This is a genomic window from Caballeronia calidae (genome assembly GCF_900044055.2).
Taxonomy (GTDB): Bacteria; Pseudomonadota; Gammaproteobacteria; order Burkholderiales; family Burkholderiaceae; genus Caballeronia; species Caballeronia calidae.
In genome coordinates this window covers 1-19692 of the sequence record NZ_FCOX02000075.1, presented here as the reverse complement: position 1 = coordinate 19692, position 19692 = coordinate 1, and the positions used below count along the sequence as shown (strand labels likewise).

General features: G+C 61.6%; 17 protein-coding genes and 1 pseudogene. 2 read left to right on the top strand and 16 right to left on the bottom strand.

Translation table 11 applies throughout. The features are described 5' to 3' along the window. Nucleotides 1-343: 343 nt before the first annotated feature. Nucleotides 344-532 carry a hypothetical protein gene (locus tag AWB78_RS35945; protein WP_062611481.1) on the bottom strand — a complete coding sequence of 63 codons (189 nt, stop codon included), beginning with the start codon at nt 530-532 and terminating at the stop codon, nt 344-346. A gap of 211 nt (nt 533-743) precedes the next feature. Here AWB78_RS35945 and AWB78_RS49600 point away from each other — a divergent pair, with 211 nt between their 5' ends. Further along, nucleotides 744-1250, top strand: coding sequence for an ATP dependent DNA ligase (locus AWB78_RS49600; RefSeq protein ID WP_332460135.1), 507 nt, complete (start codon nt 744-746; stop codon nt 1248-1250). Between the two features lie 490 nt (nt 1251-1740). On the opposite strand, the gene AWB78_RS35935 is transcribed toward AWB78_RS49600, so the two are convergent. After that, nucleotides 1741-2406, bottom strand: coding sequence for a hypothetical protein (locus AWB78_RS35935; protein ID WP_157697730.1), 666 nt, complete (start codon nt 2404-2406; stop codon nt 1741-1743). A gap of 390 nt (nt 2407-2796) precedes the next feature. On the opposite strand from AWB78_RS35935, the pseudogene AWB78_RS35930 reads away from it, so the two are divergent. Next, nucleotides 2797-3306, top strand: a pseudogene (locus tag AWB78_RS35930) (IS110 family RNA-guided transposase); the annotation flags it as partial. Between the two features lie 53 nt (nt 3307-3359). Here AWB78_RS35930 and AWB78_RS48735 read toward each other — a convergent pair. The 14 genes from AWB78_RS48735 to AWB78_RS35875 form a co-directional block, all read right to left on the bottom strand. Further along, entirely contained in the window at nt 3360-3629 is a 270-nt protein-coding gene (locus AWB78_RS48735) for a hypothetical protein (protein WP_232478009.1), read from the bottom strand. 362 nt (nt 3630-3991) lie between these two features. Beyond that, on the bottom strand, nt 3992-7651 hold the full coding sequence (locus AWB78_RS47870; RefSeq protein ID WP_062611478.1) for a helicase-related protein: 3660 nt from the start codon (nt 7649-7651) through the stop codon (nt 3992-3994). Between the two features lies 1 nt (nt 7652). Beyond that, nucleotides 7653-9704 carry a phospholipase D-like domain-containing protein gene (locus AWB78_RS35920; RefSeq protein ID WP_062611477.1) on the bottom strand — a complete coding sequence of 684 codons (2052 nt, stop codon included), beginning with the start codon at nt 9702-9704 and terminating at the stop codon, nt 7653-7655. Continuing rightward, nucleotides 9701-10954, bottom strand: coding sequence for a hypothetical protein (locus AWB78_RS35915; protein ID WP_157697729.1), 1254 nt, complete (start codon nt 10952-10954; stop codon nt 9701-9703). Before AWB78_RS35915 ends, AWB78_RS35920 begins: the two co-directional genes overlap by 4 nt. A gap of 153 nt (nt 10955-11107) precedes the next feature. After that, complete coding sequence (locus AWB78_RS35910) at nt 11108-12238, bottom strand: GTPase (RefSeq protein WP_062611475.1); 1131 nt, start codon at nt 12236-12238, stop codon at nt 11108-11110. A gap of 904 nt (nt 12239-13142) precedes the next feature. Beyond that, nucleotides 13143-14774: a nuclease-related domain-containing DEAD/DEAH box helicase gene (locus tag AWB78_RS35905; protein WP_062611474.1), complete on the bottom strand. Its 1632-nt coding sequence runs from the start codon at nt 14772-14774 to the stop codon at nt 13143-13145. 10 nt (nt 14775-14784) lie between these two features. Continuing rightward, complete coding sequence (locus AWB78_RS35900; RefSeq protein ID WP_062611489.1) at nt 14785-15831, bottom strand: helix-turn-helix transcriptional regulator; 1047 nt, start codon at nt 15829-15831, stop codon at nt 14785-14787. A 90-nt stretch (nt 15832-15921) separates the two neighbouring features. Then, nucleotides 15922-16149 carry a hypothetical protein gene (locus tag AWB78_RS48730; RefSeq protein ID WP_232478008.1) on the bottom strand — a complete coding sequence of 76 codons (228 nt, stop codon included), beginning with the start codon at nt 16147-16149 and terminating at the stop codon, nt 15922-15924. Next, complete coding sequence (locus tag AWB78_RS48725) at nt 16100-16558, bottom strand: DUF2779 domain-containing protein (protein WP_062611473.1); 459 nt, start codon at nt 16556-16558, stop codon at nt 16100-16102. The genes AWB78_RS48730 and AWB78_RS48725 overlap by 50 nt, the downstream gene beginning before the upstream one ends. Then, the gene (locus tag AWB78_RS48720; protein WP_062611472.1) at nt 16539-17267 is read right to left on the bottom strand and encodes a hypothetical protein; all 729 of its coding nucleotides are present in this window, start codon (nt 17265-17267) and stop codon (nt 16539-16541) included. The genes AWB78_RS48725 and AWB78_RS48720 overlap by 20 nt, the downstream gene beginning before the upstream one ends. Nucleotides 17268-17364: 97 nt before the next feature. After that, nucleotides 17365-18051 carry an AAA family ATPase gene (locus AWB78_RS35890; protein ID WP_062611471.1) on the bottom strand — a complete coding sequence of 229 codons (687 nt, stop codon included), beginning with the start codon at nt 18049-18051 and terminating at the stop codon, nt 17365-17367. An 89-nt stretch (nt 18052-18140) separates the two neighbouring features. Then, on the bottom strand, nt 18141-18647 hold the full coding sequence (locus AWB78_RS47005; protein ID WP_157697728.1) for an AAA family ATPase: 507 nt from the start codon (nt 18645-18647) through the stop codon (nt 18141-18143). Continuing rightward, the gene (locus tag AWB78_RS47000) at nt 18563-19015 is read right to left on the bottom strand and encodes a hypothetical protein (RefSeq protein WP_157697727.1); all 453 of its coding nucleotides are present in this window, start codon (nt 19013-19015) and stop codon (nt 18563-18565) included. Before AWB78_RS47000 ends, AWB78_RS47005 begins: the two co-directional genes overlap by 85 nt. Before the next feature lie 231 nt (nt 19016-19246). Beyond that, a complete protein-coding gene (locus tag AWB78_RS35875; protein ID WP_062611468.1) occupies nt 19247-19543 on the bottom strand; it encodes an SIR2 family NAD-dependent protein deacylase in 297 nt (98 codons plus the stop codon). Nucleotides 19544-19692: the final 149 nt, after the last annotated feature.

The window sequence follows — 19692 nt, the reverse complement described above, 5'->3', positions numbered from 1 at the left end:
GCCGGTCGATACCCCGTCCTCTGAATGTCTCATATCCAGACTGTACCGGCGCTCGAACGTCCATCCGACGTGGATCGCGAACGGCAGGAACTGGCCGCACGGAGACAAAGTAGAATTTTTGCTCACGAGGCGCGCGAAACCGCCTCATGGAAGACGATTCCCGGGCCGCGGCTATGAGCCTGCGATGTAGGCGTTCAACGCGAACGCTGAATGCAAAGTGCGATTTGCGATGCGGCCTTTCCCAGATCATTCGGACGCAGCCGACCGGCGCACCGGATCGCATAGCGCCAGCCAAATTGCTGGTGCCCCTCCTTAACTAAGGGTTCAGGCAGTCGGCCACGCGTCAGGTTCTGGTGACGTTCACGGCGATGATTTCGTACCCGGGATCGGCATTCTCATTCGCCGCTTTTTCCGCATCCTCATACGACAGAAAAGATGTGGCTTCTTCGACCACGGGTGCTAAGCCCATGTCGCCGTCCTCGGCGGTGCAGAGGAACTGCGCACCGGTCTTCACGACGTAGAGGGTCGTCATATCTCCCTCCATGGTTTGTGTTAGCAGGGGAATTTCCAGTCTAGCAGGCCGGAAGGGTTGCACGCGGTTCGCTGAGTCATTTCCGTCATGTTCCCACCGGAGGCGTTCCCGCTTCGATTGTCCGTGCACCATTCCACGATTCCAATCGCAACGTCCCGTTGATCACGTTTAGTGAAGGGCCGTCCGTCGCGCGCCAAAGGAAAACCGAGCGATAGCGCTTCCTCAGCGGCCGTTTTGTGCAGCGCCAGGACAGCGGGGACTTTCACGCATACAACGGTCACTCAAAGCCCCGCGTATCGCCATCACATACCGCCTGTGTTCGATCAGGCTGTCGCGCGACGACCATCTTCAGGCAAGAATTGGGAATCGGCGGGTTCTCGCGCGTGGAGGGCGCAAGATCAGGCGAGCGCTCCCTGTTGCTCGGCGTGTATACGCAAGATGGCGCGCTCAGGTATGCGGGCCATGTTGCGCCTCGCTTGTCGGCCGAGCGCAGAGCGGCGTTCAGCAAGCTTGCTCATGCCTTGCATCAAACTCGCCGGTCTTCTACAACGGTCCTGAACCGGAGCCTGATCGTGAGTTTCAATGGCTCGCGCCCGACATCGTGGCGGAGGCGTCGTTTCTCGAGTGGACGCCCAACGGCGAAGTCCGCCATCCCCTTTTTTCATGTGATACGCGAGGACAAGCCTGCACGTGCGGTGACCGAAGAGAACGTGGTTGACGATCCAGTGGCCGATGATCCCAACAATTCCGACCGGATCGGCTCAAAGCAGGAACGATCGGGTCCGCGTGGCAAAAAGTACATTTCCGACCAGGACGAGGATCAACTCGCGCATCTCATCGGCGTAGCGCAAGAGCGCCTGGACAACCTGCGGCAGAGCGGCTGGGTGTACCTGTGGATCGTGAGCGGCTGGTGCAATAGTTGGCTGGTACTTGGAGGACCAGTACGCCGAGGCCCTTGACTTCATGCATGCGTTCGACAAGAAGCATCTCACTGACAAGACCCGTCCGGAACTGTTTCTCGAGCGTGAACGGTACCGGCCTGCCCAAGCGAAAGAGCTGGGCGAGGACACTCGGCGCCTTATCGAACGTGGGCGCGCCAGGGCAGCGCGTACGACGGTCGCGTAAGGCGCACCGTGGGTTTGGCACCCGCGGCGGCCGGGGGCGCCGAGCGCTCCGCCGGGTAAGCCTCGTCGGGCGGCCAACCAGCGTCAACCAAAGATCCGATTGAAAGCGCCGCTCCAGTCGGTATCTCGAGTACAAAGCAGCAGCGGAACAAGCCTTGCACATGTTTCACACGAGTGCGCGGTCAGTCCGTGGATCCAGTCTTGCCCGTCCCCGGCAGGTGATTTTGTCGGATTTTTTTTGTACATGACTTCGGACATTGCCCACGTAGTCGGATCGATGTGCTGTCCCGTGTGCTGGTAGTCCAGAATCGCCTGCTGTATCAGGCGGGGCGCAGCGCAGGCCCCGGGCCGATAGCCACCACCCCGGGTGTACGTGGCTTCGTACTCCTCGGCTGGGATCTCGTTAAAACGTATGTCGATTCTTCCCGGTAACGATGCGCTTCGTTCGTCACAGATCTTGTAGCCGCGCTTACACGCTGCAGTCAAAAACGATGTGGTACCGTTTTGCGTTGGTCCTGAGTGCGCCGCGTATACTCGGAGCGGCGTGGTAAGAATGCCGAACATTCTGTCTTCTTGTCTGCACGTCCCGGGGTTATGCAAGTTCGCATAGACGAGTTCGAACATCAACTGCATCAGCTTAAAGCGGCTGATTGCTGTTTCCTGGATTCCCTCGCGCGGCGGATGAATTTCGGCACACCGCGGACAAGCTCTCGTTGCTCCATACAATACGTACTGCGAGCCGTACATCATGACCTCCACTGTGATGGTGATATGTCGTTGTCCTGTGGGCGTTTTGTTGCATCCCTCGAAGGGAAGTTGGCCGGTGCCCTATGCATGAACAACCCGGCTCGCGTTCTTATTCCATGCGGCTCCGTGAGCCGCACCACACTTCTGAGGCCACATCTATTCCGGCGATTTTCGAAAAACGGTGCCGTGCACCGGCGCACCCTATACGCATCTCGTTATACAGAAGTACGGTCGACCGAGAGCCTTGGTGCAAGGCAGAAGTTGTGAGATGTTGAGAGATATGGGGTTGTAAACCATCGCGGACTCACTCGCGGACTCGCGTAATGAGATGGTCACCCCCTCCTCCTTGCAGCGAGGAGTACGCTGCGGGGAATTTTCTCGCGGAGGTGTGCCATGGAAGACGTCACGCTGGTCGGAATTGATCTGGGTAAGCACATATTTCACCTTCACGGCCAAAACAAGGCCGGAAAGGCAGTGTTTCGCAAGAAGTTAAACCGCAAGCAACTGGTCGAGTTTTTCGCCACGTTGCGCGCCTGTACGGTGGTCATGGAAGCCTGCGCCGGCGCCCACCACATGGCCCGCAAACTCGCAACCTTCGGGCACGAGGTCAAGCTCATCTCGCCGCAATTCGTACGGCCCTTCGTCAAGGGTAACAAGAACGACTTCGTCGACGCCGAGGCGATCTGCGAGGCGGCATCGCGCCCGTCCATGCGGTTCGTCACGCCGAAGACCGAATCCCAGCAAACCTTGTCGGCTTTGCACCGCGTCCGCGAATCCCTCATGCACGATCGGGTGCGCGCGACCAACCAGATTCACGGGATTCTGCTCGAGTTCGGTGTCAGCCTGCCAAAGGGCGAGGCGGCCACGAACGCGTCCATCGCCAAGTCAGCAAAGAAGGCAGTGAGCAAAGCCTCCGGCTGCAAAGCAGGTCGCGCCTGCCACCAAGAAGGCGGCTTCTAAAAAGGCCACCGTGAGAAAAGCGCCGACGAAACGCGTTGCGGCGAAGAAGTCGGCGGTGGTCGATGCACCGTCACTGCCGCCATCTCGGTTGCAGTCTTCTTTGCCGCTTTCTTCACGGCAACCTTCTTCGTCGCTTTTTTGGCAGGTGCCGAATCAGGTTTTGCTGACGCAACCTCTGGCTTTTCGATCAGAAATTGCGTTCGATCCTTGGCCGTTGCTAACCCGGCCGGCGCACATTCCCGACCGCTCCAACTCTCGCCGCTCATCGGATCTCGATACTTGGGCACTTGCGGACCGCGGACGTAGTTGCCCGATTTGGGCTTCTTGTCACCAACTGCCGCCGGCTGGCTACCTCGTCCGCTGCCCTTGCTTCGCACTGAATCCACGAAGGGTTAGGTGCGCCCCACCGAGACTGCTGATTTGCAAGTATTCCACCCAGCCGCAGGCTAGCGAACGGATCGAGACGTCGGGTAGCTGGCCGTCCTACTCTGCTGTGAAGCGAACGCCTGGGGAGGCAGTTTGAGTGGCGCCTATGTTCAGTGAATGAAGCGGCAACAGACAAAGGATCGATCCAGGTGCCTGCCCGGACATGTTCCAGATACCAGCGCCTTTTCTGTCTTCGTCGGTCTTACCGCGATCGCGCATGTCCTCTCGCAATCGATACACGTTGCGGGGGCTCCGTGAGCAAGACATCCTCGCCATGAACGGGATCAGCCGCGGTGACGGTGCCTCCGTTTCGCATGACCGCCGACGCTGCGCCGTCGTCACGCGTGGCCAGATCGAGCTTCAGCGCGTCGAGTATCGACTGCGGCAGGATGCAAAGAACCGCCTCCTCGCCGCACGTGTCGAGCGTGGGGTCGACCGTCGCCTCTGCGCTCTCGTCGCCGAGAATTTCCTCGTCGATATTGCCCGCTTCGAAATCCGGACTGCCGAGCAGGATTTCGAATTTCTGCGCGCGCGAATAGACCTTGCCGTACTGGAATTGCTCGTAGTTGTTCGCGAGAAACGGAATGCCGATGTTGATCAGAAGCTCGTCCGACGATTGCGCCAGCGACCCCACGCGGTCCACACGGCCATTGCGCTGTTCGAGCTTCGCCGGATTCCATGGCAGGTCGTGATGGATCACGTCGGCGCACTGGCGATGCAGATCGATGCCTTCCGACCCGATCGACGTGCAAATCAGGACGTCGGGCAAAAGCGGCGAATTGAACGCCGCGCACAAACCGGCCCGACTCGGCCCGGGCGTCTTGCCGTGCAGGACATCGACCGAACCCGACTGTCTGCTCGACACGCCCTGCCACAAGCTCCGGCGTCTCGATGGCGTGAGATCCGCCCGGCTGATCGACCCGTCTGCCTCGATCAGGCTTTTCATGAATCGGTTCGCCCGCGCAAGCATCGACTGATCGTGACCGATGCGCATCGAGGCGAGTCCGCGCGCCACCCGTGCGATGTGGCTGCCGTGTTCGCTGGCGCGCTCGTATCGCACGAGCAGATCCTGGCGCAGCGTGAATCTGCGCACGCCGCTCATCAGATCGTCCAGTACGTCGTGAAACACCAGCGCGGCCTCGACGACATCGTCGGAAGGCGACCTCTTCTCGCCGGTTCGATCAAGCGCGTCGGCTTCCGAGCCCAGCAACTGCCAGAGCCTGGCATGGAAGCCGGGGTTGTCCACGGTCAGCCAGAGATTGTCCCGTTCGCGATATTGATGTCGCGCGACCGCGTCGACCGCCGCGGCGATGTCTTCGGAGGTATCGCCCGAGCCGATCTCGTCGCTTGCGCCGTCTTCGTCATCGTCGTCGGCTGCGAATTCCTCGGCATTGGCTCCGCTGCTATCGGTCGCGCCACTTTTCGCCCGCAGGAACCGCTTAAGCAATTCGGCGCCGCTGTCGCAATCCCGCTCTAGCCGCGGCGCAATCTGCGCGATGAGCGCGATCGCGGAAGAAAAACCGCATGCCGCGAGGCGGTCGTCCGACGCCGCGCGCGCGATCAACCCGGCATCGAGCAAATTGATGATCCGGCGCGCGCTGGCCTTCACCCCGGCAGCTTTTAGGCAGCGAACCGCAAACGCTTCCACCTCCGGCAACCATTTATCCAGCATATCCGCGCCGCCGGCAGGCTGATCGATCGCATCCCATAGCGAGTGCCACCAGATGTTTTCGACTTGCTCTCTTTGCTTGAGCAGACTGCGCCGTTTGATCGCGTTGGACGACGCTTGCGAATCGACAAACCGGTCGATCTTTCCGGTCAGCAGATCGGCGATCTCCTTGAGGGTAGCGACGCGCTCGCAGAAAATGAGCGTCTTGCGCCCGTTCTTGTAGTTGTCGAACGCGCGCTCGACCGTTGCATTGACCTTGGGATGCACGCCATGCTCGAGCATCTGTTCGAACATCCGGCGGTAAGGCAACGAATCGTGGAGCTTCTCCATTCCCCTGGCGCTTTCGAGAAACGCTGCCTTGCTCGACGTGATCCCGCCCAGCAACCGGGCATTCGCTTCGTAGGACTTCTTCTTCTCGCGCAAGACGAATTGGCCGAGTCGCATGCCGACGAAATTCAGCAATGCGTCATCGTCGCTCGCATAACCTTCCACGGGATAGAGCGAATGTCGCGGCGCGGCGGGCGTCTCGTCATCGAAATCGCGGCCGATGTGGAAATGGCGCTTCTCCCGGCTCTTGGTGTGCCGGATCACCACCTGTCCAAGGTCGTCCTGCAGCGAGTCGATGGCACGCCGGTAATTCGACAAGGCGGCCGAGAACTGACGCACCTCGTCCGATTCGGCTGCGTCCTCGGCGATGCGTGCGGCGACACATCGAAGCGCCTCGCGCTCGCATCCAGCGTAGATCTCGTCGATGAGGTGCACATCGGCAGGCGTGGCCGAAACGGCTTGCCATGCTTTTGCGAAAGCGTCGCTGGTTTCGAGGCATACGGCGATCTTGCCGCCCGGTTTGTAGAGCGATTTCATGATCGATTCGCTGCCGCCGCCGATGGCCTGTGCGAAAGCGAATAGCTTCGCCATTTCCTGCTCTTCCATCTGGAAAGGCGTTGCCGACATAAGCAGTTTTCGGCGGATATCAGGCGCGTAGTGCTTCGCGAAGTGGCGAGCGCCAAAAGCGCCCGATTTCCAGTTATGCACTTCGTCGACCACGCACAGTCCGAAATTCGCGCGCGCCAGTTGCGCGGCGAACACGCGGTCTCCGACGTCGTTGAAGAACCTGTGGACGACGGCCCGGTCCGCGCTCCCGATCGTGGCCGACAACTCGCGCCATCTCGCGGCGAGGTCAGGCTCGTTGATCGCCTTCGTGACGGCGTCCCGCAAGCCATAGAACTCGCCGGCTCCGAGTGCCTTCATGCTTTGCAGATAACAGGTCCAGCGATGCGCGTGCTTGTCGGAGAATTCGTCGGGTAGCACCCTGGCGCGAACGAGCGCGACGGCGTGCGCTTTCCGAGTCTCGTCGTGCTTTCCCAAAAGGAGTCTTGCCAGTACGTACTTCGAAAGAAGCCTGTTCTCGGCCTGATCGATATGAGGACGGGCGAGCGCGTTCATCCCGATGATGAAAACGTTCGGCTCATGGCGATCCTGTTCGCCGGCAAAGCGTTTGAACAGCGTCGCGACTTCCGCGCGATGGCCCGCCGTATCGTTCCAATGATCGTTGCGGAGATTCCTGAACAGTTCCTGATAGAAGTGCGACCGTACCCGATAGTCCGCGTCGAGGAAGCGCTCCAACGCATGGACAGAGCAGCGCGAAAGAAAACTGACCAAGTTTGGATGATGCGCGCTCAGATTCTCGATGCATACCCACGGCACACGCCGTTTCTTGCCGAGCAGTTTGCGTCCGAACGCCCAGTTGAAAATGCACCAGATGAAGCAGAGGCGATCTTCCGGCCCGACCCTGTGCACCGCAGCGTTACGAAATTCCTGCAGATTGCGCAGCAGATCCCAATAGCTTTGAATGGCGATCGCCTGAATGTTTCTCTTCGAACGCGTCTCGGGATGCAGGTAGCGCTGATTGAATGTTTCGATCTCCTGCTGCCATTTCACGCGAAGAATGTTGCCGGGCGGCGTGACCAACAACACCTTCCGGTCGCTCTCGTCGCTGCCGAACAGCGCCTGACACATGGCGGCCAGAGCGACATACGTTTTGCCCATGCCGACTTCATCCGCCAGCAGGACGGTGTCGCGGCCGCTTTCAAAGCGTTTCGACACTTCGCTGGCCGTGCGCAACTGACGCGACCACGCTTCAGGAGGACAGCCCGGCGGATCGGCCAGAAGAATATCGGTAAGCTTGGTCATGTCAGTGTTGCGAGGCGTGGTCTTTGATGAATTTCAGATAGACGCGCAAAGCCGTATTCGACTGTCGCGTCACGATGCCATTGGCGATCTCGCGGGGAAAGTCGGCAAGCTCCGGCAGCCTCGCGGCCAGCCGCTGAATGAGAAGCGCGAGTTCCCCGGCCCGAAACACGTAGACCTGTTCATCTATCCCGCCGCGCATGCGGCTGCGCTCCTGCTTCAGCAGTTCCGCATAGGCTCTCAGCGGCTGAACGATGCGCTTGTCGCAGGCTCGTGCCCGGCTCGCTGCATCGGCGAATGTCTCGAATTCGATTTCTGCCGCCCGCTTCTGGAACTCGATTTCGACGCCGGCGAACAGATTGAGGTATCGCTGCATGGCGATGACGACGTTGGCATGGCGATCGTCGTCTGCGTCGTCGACCGGCCCGGATGCATCGTCCGCGCCGGGCAGCGCTTCGCCGATTCCGATACCGCCGCCCGCGCGCTGCAGGTAGTAGCGCATCCATTCTTCCGCGGACGGAAAAATTTCGAGGTCATGCTGCCGCGTCAGTTCGGCGTCTTGAACGAATGTCAGAAGAAAGGTGCTTTCCGGGAACGCGCACGGCGAGAACTTCAGATTCCGGCTGCCCTGCAGCGGCATGTAGGCCGCGTCGATCGGCAACGCATGAGATTGCGCGTCGTCGATAGAAAGACGCACGCGGCCCCAGTCGATCACGTAATTCCGCAGCCGGGCGGGCTCGCTGGTCTGGAAGCGAAAGACCAGGCCCGTGCCGCCAGCTTCGCGTTCGAGCACGATTCCTTCGATGAAATCCGGGTAGCCCGACTGCGGCGTGTAGTCGTCATCTTCCTCCTGCGCTTCGATTGCGCTGTCCGGAAGATGGCCGAGACGTTCATAGGCGTCGTCGCTCGATGCGCTGAGCGCCGCGAGGATCCGCGCGATAGCCTTGTCCGCGTTGCCGGCCTCGATTTGCACGATGCCGAGCTCCTGGTTATCGCCGCACCACGCTTTGCGTGTGAAGTTGGCGCTTCCGGTATAGAGGAGATGTTGCGAACCGCTGCAGAGCACGAGAATCTTCGCGTGCAGATCGCGCTTGATTTCGAGGCCGTCGAGACGCGCGCCGTCATTGGCGTGCTCGATCCGCGTGCGTTCGTGTTGATCGATAAGACCCGGTACAAGACTGAGCCTGCGCTTTTGCCCTTGCCGATCCGGTCCATAGTGACGGCGTCCCAGTCTGCAGATCCCGCTCTCGTCGGTGACGAAATGCAACTGCGCGGGAACGCCGATCGCGTCGAACAGTTCGTCCGCGAGCCATTCGCTTCCGCGATCGAAAAAGGGAGAGACGACCAGTATCTGACGCGGCGGCGCGTCGGACATCTTTTTCCAAAGCTCGGCGAGCCGTCTCAAGCCGCTTGCCTCGTTCGCTTCGTATCCCGAATGAACCAATATGCGATTGCCGGGCTTGCCGCGTGACGGCCGCGATTGCCAATGAGCGACGCGCGCATCGAGCGTGTCGGCAATGGCGACACGCGCACTCGCGGCTGCGGGCTGCGCCCATCGTGCATAACCCCGGCGCAGCAGCGCGCTGAACGACCGCAATACCTCGATATCCGCACGCTGATCGTCGTTCCAGAAAAAGTCGACGAATACTTCGCGATTTTCGAACAGCCCTGTCCGCGTGAGATTGAACGACCCGATCACGAGCCGGACCGCCCTGCGCGTGACGAAAAGATAAGCTTTCGAGTGATGGCACCGATACGCGCCCGGATTCACCGGCAACAGATCGAGGAAATGAGGAAGATGGTTGAATTCGCGCGTCTTGCGAGCGTCATAGATCACGACCGGTTGCATATCCGCGATGAACTTGATCTGATTGCGGCGCAATTCGACCTGATCGGCAAGACGGCGGCCGGTGAGCAGATTGACCAGTTGCTCGTCGTCGAACTCGTAGGTCAGGATGAGCATGTGCTCGAGCGGATCACGTCGCATGTCGTTGGCGACATCCGCGAAAATCTGCTGGAGCACACCGAAACTCCCGTCTTCGTGCGTAGCGCTCATGCAACCACCCCGATGTATCGCGCGTACCCCTGAGCCCGTTCGAAGTGCCAGTCGCGTCGGTAGCGATGCGTCAGCACGGCGATCTGATCGTCGCCGCTGTCCAGCGTGTTCAGTTCTTCATGCAATGCCGTGAATCGCCGGCGCTCAAAACGCTCGCGCACACGCAACTCGCCGTGTTCAAAATACGGCAGCGCACCCTTGCCTTTCTGATGCGTGACGTGGTGCCGCGTAATGATCGCCGAGGCTGCGGCGTGCCCGTCCGCGCCCGCCAGTTCCGCGAACAATCCCCGTGTATCCCGATGACCGTCCTGCGACATATAAGCCCTGGCGGTCTCGGCAAGCGCCGCTGCGAGGGTCTGCTCCAGCGTGCCCGCTGCCGGCAACTCGCTGCCGGCGTCGTGACAGAGCAGATATTCACGCTCGAACAGGAACAGGCAAACGGCGCTCATCGCCTCGAAGCGGCCGGCCTGGCGGAATGAATCGGCAAGACGCGTGTGACGGCTCGCCAGATGATCGAAGAGCGTCTTGTATTCGTACGCATCGTCGGAACCTTTCTTGAGGAGCGCACCGTCGGGCGGCGTTTGCCACAGCGTCGCAGCGCTGGGCTCCTTTTCGCACCGGGCCGCGACGGCGGCTTGCCAGATCGTGCGTTCGTCGGAGGAAGCCGCGCCATCGATGCCGAACGCCTTGCCCAACGCCTTGAGTTCATCGCGATCCAGCGCGTCCCCGCTCAGCCACCGTTCGATAGCCTCGCGCAACGATAGTCCGTCCCGCACCGCGAACACGTCCGCGAGTCGCGTTCCGAGCGTCGTCAGCGCCATGCCTTTGCGATCGAGAAAGCCCCAGTTCGCCGACGGATTGCTGTAGTGCCCGAGCGTGCCATACGCAAGGCTTCGAAAAATCGCATTCAGGCGACCGACCTCCCGACGCGAGGTTCGGCCATGTCCTCCGAGAATCGACTGGTATTTGGTGACGTTCAACACGCTTTGTTCGGCGGCGACATTCGCCAGTCCCCAGACACACTCCGCTTCGCGGAAGCGTTGCGCGAATTCGCCATGCGCCGGCGTGATCTTTTGTCTGGAAAGCACCTGATAAATCAAAGCCAGGACGCCGTGATAGACAGGCGAATTCGACAGCACGGTGAACTGCGGATAAAACCGGCTGCGCAACGCGCCGAAAGGCTGCGTGAATCCCAACGGATCGACGGACTGATCCTGCTTCCCCGTGACGGTGTATTCCGAAAATTTCATGTTCTTCTGGTTCTGGCTGAGACTTCTCTCATCGGATAACGGCTGGATAAGCCACAACTTGACCTTCGCCAGAACACGCTTTTTCAGTTCGCGGATATGCAAGGCTTTCCTCGCCATGTAACGAGGAAAGCCCGTCTTGTCGTCCGGCTTTTCTCAAAACTTCTTTGACAGAAGACGAATCAACAGCTTGACAATGCTGGTCTTGTCCTTGAAATCGCTCAATGAAACATGTTTGAGCTCCTGACCGACCTTGTTGAAGCTGTTGAATGCCTCTTTCAGGACTTTCTTCTCTTCCAGCGAATGCTCGTTTTCGAGTACCCACTTGACCGCCGCCAACATGGCGAAAGTAATCGATACTGCGATCCCGGCAGCGGCAACGTCGAGAACACCGGTAGGCGGCAGGAACGATTTCGCAAAGAGGAAAGCACTCGTTCCCAGCGTTTCACCGGCGAACGTCGGCAACAGAGCCAGCGCCGAGGATTTCGAAAGAACTTCGCCCTTGTACAAATAGTTCAATGACGTAATGGCGACGACTTGGGTAGCCGTAATGTACGCTGCGCTACCCGGAATGAACGCTTCACCGGCGACTGCCACCAACGCTGCCGCGATGAACCCGATTGCATAGCTTTCCTTGCTTTTCAGGTGCCTGGCAAGCAGGATGTCCTTTTTTTCGCTTTCCAGAAAATCGAAGATCTCCTTCCTCACTTCATCGACGCCGCGCAGGTCCATCGGCGCTGACTGGCGCATCTTCGGGTCAAAGCCTTTCGTGCAGGTTCCGAACACCTTGTCGACACCGAGGACGCGCTTCCACTGATCGACTACGTCGTGGTACGCCGATTCTTCCAGGTCATCCCACTCATCTATCTTGTTGAGGATGACGAGCGTCTTTTTGCAATTCTTTTTCAGATCGCCGAAATTGGACTTTTGTGAAGCGTCCGCTGACCCTGTGACGACGAAAAGACCGAGATCTATCGAGCCCAGAAAATCCTTCGTCTCTTCGCTGTTCTCCTTTCTGACGTCATCGAGCCCGGGACAATCGATAATCAGCACATGTTCATCCAGCTTGTACGGCGTCACCTTGGTCGTGACTCCGGAACTGGCTCCGACTCTTGCAATAGGGTCTTCCCGCGTCCGCCCGAGGATCGCGTTCAGAAGAGAGCTTTTGCCGGCGCTGACCTTGCCAACGAGCGCGATGTTGACATGTTCGTCGAAGTTCGGCGATCGTTCTTCATAGGCTTGATCGAAAGTTTTATCGAATTGTGTTTTTGAATTTTCACCGCTCATAAATTATTCCGAAAAAAGTAGGCAACACCGTTAGAGCTCGATCCTGATCTGCTATGAATCCGCGTCACTGCCGTGCCATCGAACGTGTATCGTCAACTGCGCTTCATGCGTCAGCGTGAAAGAAAAATAGCTTTTGTTAGAGACAATTTATGTCCCTAGTCATTTTAAATTTTAGATGCGCTGTCACTTCATTGACTCACTCCTCCCGCAACTCTTTCGGCACGGTTGCTAATACACATCGGCTCCGGCGCAGTGGCAGTGTCGAGCACGTCGGAAGTCATCAGTCCCACGACGCTCGGCGGGTCTTGAGGCAACAACGCAAGCACGTCCTGATCGAGTTTCGCCATGAATCGCTTGAATGGAAAAATGAACTGCCGCCAGGATTACATCACTGACCAGTCGAAAGATGCTATTCGGCCACCCGCTTTTTTTCTGAATACCGAATACTAACGGCAAAGTCCACTCTTGGTAAGCTGCGGTGTTCAATGCTGTCTTCACCGCTGATGCTGGCGCGCTGGCCTCATCTGCCGTCCGCTCTATCGCGGATATCTTGTCAGAGGGTGGATCGACACGGGCACCCGGAGTCTTTTTCACGGACTATACCTTTGGCGGATCCATTCCTGTCGAGGCATTAGACTCATCTGCTATGCCATGGCGTGCCAGCCAAAAATCTGCTCGGGTGTGAAGCGGTAATACCTGAAACGCGCCCCGACTTCTTCGTGTGCCGGCGGGGCTTCCCGAATGCGCGCTTTGGAAACACCCGAACGAGCTCCGGGCGCATCATCACGATCCTTGCCTGACATATTCTCCTGCTCCTGTCCAAGTCTGCTCACGACGGCGAAGGCTGGCATCCCTATCGGCATGCGCGTCCCGCTTAAACAAACCGAGTCCGAATGCGGCGTGCCTATCCCAGTTCTTCTATCACTGACATCGCAGTACGCTCGGACATGACGAGGATCAGCTTCATCGTCGCCCGCGTCGCGCCGACGAACAGACGCCGACGGATGTTCTCATCGAGCTTGCCGAAGTCGATTTCGGTGAGGATCACGCAGGGCGCGCTTTGCCCCTTGAAGCGATACACCGACTCGAACACCAGTTCGCCATCGCGATGAACGGGGTCGCCGCCGGCATCGTATTCGCCGGTGAAGCTGCACAGCGTCCAGCCGCCCAGTCGGTCCAGGGTGCCGAAGCGCGACTTTTCGCGGCCAAAGAACGACAGCACCGCGATATCGCGCAGCCGGAATCCCAGGCTCAGCGCCTGAGACACCGCCGCCTTGGTCACCTGCGCCGCCTGCCCTTCGCCGTAGGTCAGCAGACCCACGTCCGACTCGTGCAAGGGGCTCGCCGCCGCGGCCTGCGCCTGGCCCGTCAGCCGCTCGATGAAGCGGATCACGTCGCGCGGGCTGCGGTAGTTGGACGCCGCATGCATCTCGACCCAGCCCGGCAACGCGACACGGGGGCGCAGATAGAGGTTTTGCATCGGGTCTTCGAGCCACCAGAAGCGCGCGTCCGCGGCAAGCAGCCGTTCCAGCGGCGCGACCCATTCCTGCATGAAGTCCTGCCCTTCGTCGACGACGATGGTGTCGAAGCGCGCGAGCCTGCCCGGCGCGCGTTCAACGAACGCCTGCTCGAGCTTCGCGAAGCAGCCGGGATCGCTGAAATCGATGACATCGCCCTCGTCGGTGGCGATCCCCTGGCAGAGCTGATGGAAGGTCAGCACCAGCGCCTCGTCCGGCACGATTCGGCGCAGGTGGTCCGCAAGCGGGCGGTTGTAGCAGACGTACAGACTGCGCTTGCCCGCGCGGGCGGCATCCTCGAGCACGCGCACGGCGAGCTGCGTCTTGCCCGAGCCCGCCGTGCCCGTCACGCGCAGCCGGAACGGACTGAACTCGATCGCGCGCGCCCATTCGGCGAGTCCGCCCGAGATGCGCGTCACCACTTTCGAGACCTCGCCCACCATCGCATTCACATCGGGCGTGAGCGCGAGCTGCTCGGACAGCAACGCGTGCAGGCCATCGCGGCAAGGCAGCGGCGTCTCGTCGGCCGGGAGGATGGACTGGATGATGGCGCCGAGCTGCTCGCGCCGCGTCGCATCGACGATACGCTCGGGCGGCACGCCCGCGCTCACCGCGTTCTTCACGCGATAGTCCGGGCAATACAGCAGCTCGTCCAGCCGGTAATTGCGCGAGCCGAATGCCTTCGAGAGGCGGTTATGCACGATGTTGATGGTTCGCGTGAGCTGCGCCGGCACGTCCTTGGCGACGCCCGCATAGAGCTTGCGCAGGCCGTCGGGTGTCTCCAGCAGATTGCCGGATTTCTGCTCGATGACCAGTACCGCGCCCGCCGGACTCACCACGACGAAGTCGGCCTCGCCGAACACCGCAAAGCCGTTCTTGAGCTGCGTCCAGTGCACGCCGTGATAGACCGCGTAGGTATCGGGCAACGCTTCTTTCAGCGCATGGAGGGTTTCGATTTCGCGGACAGCTGCGCCGGTGACGGCGAGCGCCTGCCAGCCGTCGGGATGGATTCGGGCCATGTCGATTGCCTCAGCCGTACAGCCGCGCGAGCGCGTGCGCTTCGGCGGCCAGTTCGTCGCGCAATGAGGCCGGCGCGAGCACTTCGACATACGGTCCGAATGCGCGCAGCCACCAGCGCAGGCGCTGGCTCAGCGGCACGGTGCCGCGCACAATCAGCGCATCGCCTTGCATCTCGGCGGCCTGATCGGCCGCGAGCCGCGCCTCCAGCAGATGATCGCCTCGTCCGTGGGTGAAGCGCAGTTCGAGCCGCACGTCCTCGCCTTCCTGAAAGTCGAAATGACGGTCTTCTTTCACATAGGCGTCGAGCGAGAACTCGGGCGGATAATCGAAGCGCTCGGGCTTGGGTTCGATGCTGGCGAAACGGTCCATGCGATACATGATCGGCCTGAGCGCCGTGCCGCTGCGGTTTCGCGTGCCGTCTTCCTTCCCGTCGGTCGCGGCGATCAGATACACGAGCGTGCCGACTTCGACGATGCCGAGCGGCATCAAAACCCTCGCCTTCTCCTTGTGGTCGTCGCTGCGCGGACGGTAGACGACGGAGAGCTTGTGCTCTTCGAACAGCGCACGCGATGCCGCTGCGAACATCGCGGGATCGATCGCCGGGCAGCGCAACGCGAAGCCGCCGCTTTCCACCGCGACCTTGCTGGCCCAGCGCGCGTACTTCGCTTCGTTGGCGGTGTTGGTGCGGGACAGGCGCGCCTCGGCCAGTTCGAACATGGACGACAGCGACTCCGCGACCAGCTCGGGAATCTGCCGCGACGAGAAGCGTTTGAGGGTCTGCAGCGCGAGCGCTTCGTCGAAGGTCATCGAGCCAGCCTTGGCGGCCATGCCGCTCGCGCCGGCCTTGCGACGCCAGGTCGAAGCGGTGCCATCGCGCCTGCTTTCGACGAGCCCTTCGTCCTCGAGCTTTTGCAGGCGGCGGCCCACGGTCTTGATCGTGGGCGGTTCGGCAAAGAGACGCTGCAGGCGCTGGTACAGCGCCGGGGTGGAAATGAAGTCGCCCGAGTTCGCAGCATCGGGCAACAGGCGCATGATCTGACGACGGAGTTCTGGCATGAACGCACTGGCCTGCTTCAAGACAAGATGCAGGCGTTTACGGCACATATTTAACAATCTTAAGGGGCGCGTTATGAACGCCCTCGCATGCTAGGACGCGATGGCCTTGCGTCCGGAAAGCAATTGCCAGAGCCGGACCATCGCCAACGTGTCGAGCGGGCGGTGCTCGTTCAGTTGCAGGGCGATCCGCGCACGGCGCGCAGCCGACGTGTCCGGCGCGAGCGCTTCGCGGAACGCATCTATCGCCATGGCGCCGTTCTTGATCCCATCATGCCGGCCGTAGTCCAGCTCCGGTGCGACGCTCGCCAGCAAGTCCACGATGCGCGCCGCGATGCCATGCAGCGCCGCCGCCAGATCCGCGAAGCTGCGCCAGCTCGCGGGTGCGCGTGCGTTCGAAGGCCGCGTCGCGGGCGAACACTGGGCCGGCCTCCCCGCAAGCTTCGATGAGCGCGCGCGCGAAGCCGAGCGACGGGTCGCCGCCCGACAGATCGAGGTAAGGCCGATGGGCCAGCGTGCCATCGGCGGCGAGCCGGTGAACGCTGAACTGAAACGGCATCTGCTGATACGGCCGGGTGCCCTTCCACAGCGGCACGGCGAACTGGACCGTTGCGAAATCGATGAAGCTGATCGGGCCGTGCCCGCTCGCAAGGTCGCGCAGGTCCGCTCCCGGATGCTGACCGATCCAGTCCGTGAGGCGCGTCGATTGGCTACGCGGAAGCCAATGCACCGGATGGACGGTGCGCGGCTCGCTCTGTCGGCAATGCGCGGGCGAAGCCGCATGCGTAGGGCGTCTCGCAATGCCGTCCGGTGCTGATGGCGGGTTCCGTGGTCTGCTGCACCACGGCCTGCGCGCGCCGGATCCAGCCGCGCACTTCCCTGCCGCGCGCAAAGGCGTGTCGCGTGACATCGCGTTCCACCAGCAGACCGCGATAGTCGCCGTCGCCCTGATAGACCCAGTCGCGGTCGATATGCGCCAGCGCGACGGATTCGAGCGGCACGCCCGCGCTTCGGGCGATGAACGCCTGAACGGCGACATCGTCGAAGTAATAGTCCTTGAGGCCGGTCGACGACTTGACTTCGACCATGCGCCACGCCGAACGCTCGGGCGTGCCCACGGGCAGCATGACATCGGCGAAGGCAAGCGCGCCCTCGCTGGAAAAGCCCGCCTCGAACACCGGCTGGCGCGTGCGCATCAGCGACGCGGTGCGGGCGAGCGCATTGCCGACGCCTTCGCTCCGCAAGTCGATGGCGACGCCCTCGCCCTGCGGATCGTAAATGCGCTGCGCGAGGGCGCCGACTTCGTGGCCGTTGCGAAAGCTCACCTGCGTCATCGCCGAGTCCTCGCGCAGGTCGTTCCTGTGCCACTCCAGCCACAGACGCCGCTCGCACTGGCGGTACGCCATCAGCCGCGACTTCGACAACGGTCTCATCGACATCGGCAATCTTCCTCTCGCAGGTGAAAGTTGAACGAAGGCGCTGCGGCAGATCAGCGCGTGCCTCAACGAAAGCCGATGGGCGCCGTCCCGCGATGCTTCAGCGCGCACTCCGCCGCCAGCGTCTGCACGAAATCGCTGGCCGAGCGAAGCGGATACAGCCGATGCCGACGCAGCACCGCCGCGAAGTCGCCGAGGGTGAGTGCGTCGAGCCGGTCCAGCCGCTCGAACGCTTGAGCCATCGATGCATTGGCATCGGAGCCGGTGCTGGCGTCTTCCAGACGCAGCGCGCGGCAGCGGTCCGTGAAATACGCGCGCCGTTGCGCGGTCTGCAGCTGCCCGAAGCGGATCTTGAGATCGAAGCGGCGGCTTCGTCGAGCATGTCGAGCATGTCGAGCAGGTTCGTCGAAACAATCAGTAAGCCCGGGAAGCGCTCCATCTGCGAAAGCATTTCATTGACGCCGGTGACTTCCCAACTGCGCTGGCTGAGCGTGCGCTCGCGCAGGAAGCTGTCGCCTTCGTCGAGACAAAGCACGGCGTTATCGCGCAGCGCTTCCTCGAAGGCGCGCGCGACGACGCCCGGCGTCAGGTCGGCATGCATCGCCATGCAGTGCGCGGCGGCATCGGACAGGCGGTTGCTGCACGCCTCGCGAAAAATCCGCTCACGCTGACACGCAGGCGGCACGGCCATGTGCAGTACGAGATCGAAGCGGCGCACGAACGCGGGATCGAGTTCCGTCACGGAGTTGGACAGCCACAAGGTCGGCACCGGGTTGCCTTCGAACACGCGATTGAGCCAGGCCTTGCGCTTCTGCGCGACGCTCGGCTCGCGCGAACGGTAAGCGGAGGAGACGTCCTCGGCTTCATCGAAGGCGATCAGCGCCGGGCGCTCCGCAAAGAAAGCCTGCGCCGCGCGATGGCCCGAAAGCGCTGCTCGCCGAGCGCGGCATAGCCGTTCACGTCTTCGCCGGCGATCTCGTAGAGCGCGCGCGGAAGCTCGGCGCCGAGCGCGCGGGCAAGCTGCGTCTTGCCGGTGCCGGGCTCGCCGTAAATCAGCACGTCGACGCCCCGCCGATGCGTTGCCGCCGCGCGGCCCGGATACGCACGCAGCACGCCGAGCGGCTCGTCGATGTGCGCGAAGTCGTTCATCGCGAGCGCGGCGGCCGGCGCGAGCATGACCATGCCGCGCAGCAGATCGACGGGATCGAGCAAGTCGGACACGATGCGGTCGGCGAAGCTGTCGCTCAGCAGATCGAGCTTGGCGGCGAGGTTCCAGCGATGGTTGCGGTTCACCGTGATCAGACCCGAGCGCGCGAGCGTGCCCTGCGCCGACAGCGCCGCGCGCACGTTGGCTTCGGGAAGCCGCAGCACAGTGGAGAACACATGAAACACCCGCGCCGATGCCAGCTCGCCGATGCCAGCTCGCCGATCCAGTCGCTCATCAGGTCGAGCATGCGGTCGGTATGCACGAGCGCGGCGAACGTGAACAGCCGCGCCCCGACATCGTTCAGACCGACGAACGCTTGCAGCCGGCGCATATTCGACGCGAGGATCTCCAGCGCACAGGCGTGCGCGGCGCGCCTCTCCGCCTTCTTCAGCCGCCGGCGCGGCAGCCGCACCATGCACTCGCGTCGCGCGGCGGCATCCGGCGCGGATGCGGGCGCATCGTCGAAATCGTCGAGGTCGGACAGATCGTCGAGCGGCGAAGGTGGCGCGGCACCCGCCATCGGCAGCTTCAGCGCGCGGGCCACGAGATCTCTCGTCCATCCCGCTGGCTTCACGAAGCGGCGATGCAGTTTGAGATCGACCGGAAAGCGCGGGGTCCAAAAACGGACCAGCGGTTCGAAATCGAATGCAGCGTAGCGGGACGAGGTGATTCTGACAGCGTGCGCTTCATGAACGGGGCGGGTCTCCGCAAAAGAATAAGCGGCCAGTGTGATGTACGTATCGGACAACCCGTGTCCCGAGTTTCGCCGCCGCCTTCAGCGCGTTGCCTCGATCAGACGCGCGTCCGATGCGAGCGCGGCATCGATCTGGTGCAGCACATCGAGCGCGCCACCGCGAATGCCGACGTCTTCCTGCCGCGTGACCCGCTCGTCTTCCAGATTGATGCGAATGAGCGGTGCGCCGAAGGTCTCGGCGAAGAGCCGAATGCTCGGCACCGCCTGCCCCGCGCCGATTTCGATGACAACCGGCCGCTCGATCTCGCGCGCCCATTCGCGCGGATTCGCCTGCTGCTGCGCCGTGCGCGTGGGCACCCAGGATTCATCGCCGAACATCAGAAAGTTGGGACGCGCAAGGCTGCCGCAATGAGCGCAGGCAGGCAGACCGAGATGAGGGCTGGCCGGCCCCGGCCCAGACTGTGTCAAAACCCATTTTTGGAGCGCTAGAATTTCGCTATCCAATGTTGGGGGTTGCGCAAAATGAA